This window comes from Sphaerisporangium sp. B11E5, from assembly GCF_039871875.1.
Taxonomy (GTDB): Bacteria; Actinomycetota; Actinomycetes; order Streptosporangiales; family Streptosporangiaceae; genus Sphaerisporangium.
Genome location: NZ_JBDPMD010000112.1, coordinates 1 through 1427, shown reverse-complemented (window position 1 = coordinate 1427; position 1427 = coordinate 1). Strand labels below are relative to the sequence as shown.

The window sequence follows — 1427 nt, the reverse complement described above, 5'->3', positions numbered from 1 at the left end:
CTCAACGAACAAGCCAACCAACTCGCCCACCACCTGCTCACCCACGACGCCGGCCCCGAGAAATACATCGCCCTCGCCATCCCCCGCTCCACCCACCTCCTCACCGCCCTGCTCGCCACCCTCAAAACCGGCGCCGCCTACCTCCCCATCGACCCCGACTACCCCCCCAACCGCATCAACCTCCTCCTCGACGACGCCCACCCCACCCTCCTCCTCACCACCACCACAACAACCCTCCCCGCGACGACCACCCCCACGCTCCACCTCGACACCACCACGACGACCGGCCACCCCGTCACCAACCCCGGCTCCCCCGCCGCGCCCGACAACACCGCTTACCTCATCTACACCTCAGGCTCCACAGGCAAGCCCAAAGGTGTCATGATCAGCAGGCGGTCCCTGGACAACTTCCTGGGCGACATGGACGCCCGGTTGAAGCTCACCCCGGACGACCGGATCCTCGCGATCACCACGGTGGGTTTCGACATCGCGGCCCTGGAGCTGTACGCGCCGCTTCTCGCGGGCGCGTCCGTCGTGATCGCTCCCCGTGACGTGGTGCGGAACCCGGGCCAGATCGGCGAGTGGGTCGAGAGACACGGCGTCACGGTCGTGCAGGGGACGCCGTCCTGGTGGCACACGGTCGCCACGCTGCCGGCGATGGCCGGGGTCCGGATGATCGTCGGCGGTGAACGGCTCCCGCCGGACGTGGCCGCGTTGATGTGCGGCAACAGTGCGGGAGTGACCGTGATGTACGGTCCGACCGAGGCCACCGTCTGGGCGACCTCCACCGAGCTGACGGACGGCGATCAGGTCACCCTCGGGCGCCCGATCCGCAACACACGGGTGTACGTGCTGGACCGCCACCTGCGGCCGGTCCCCCCGAACGTCCCCGGCGAGCTGTACATCGCCGGCGACCAACTCGCCCGCGGCTACCACGACCGCCCCGCCCTCACCGCCGAACGCTTCACCGCCGACCCCCACGGCACCCCCGGCACCCGCCTCTACCGCACCGGAGACCTCGCACGCCGACTCCCCGACGGAACACTCGACTTCCTCGGCCGCGTCGACCACCAGGTCAAACTCCGGGGCTTCCGCATCGAGCTGGGAGAGATCGAGAACTGCCTCTCTCTCCATCCGCAGGTGCGTCAGGTGACCGTCGTCGCGCGCGAGGACCGGCCGGGCGACCAGCGGCTGGTGGCGTACGTGGTGGCCGGCGAGGTCGACGCCGACGTGCTTCGCCGGCACACCGAGGAGAGGCTCCCCGACTACATGGTGCCCGCGGTGTTCGTGGTGCTGGACTCCTTGCCGATGTCACCCAACGGGAAAGTGGACCGCGCCGCGCTCCCCACCCCCCAGACACCCGCCACCACCGGCGGACGCGCCCCCCGCACCCCGTTGGAGACCACCCTCGCCGAACTGTTCACCGA

The 1427-nt window shown here is 70.1% G+C and carries 1 protein-coding gene; it reads left to right on the top strand.

The window, feature by feature from the left end; translation table 11 throughout:
- The coding region (locus ABGB17_RS38750; protein ID WP_347639378.1) for an amino acid adenylation domain-containing protein at positions 1–1427 on the top strand (1427 nt) is incomplete at both ends.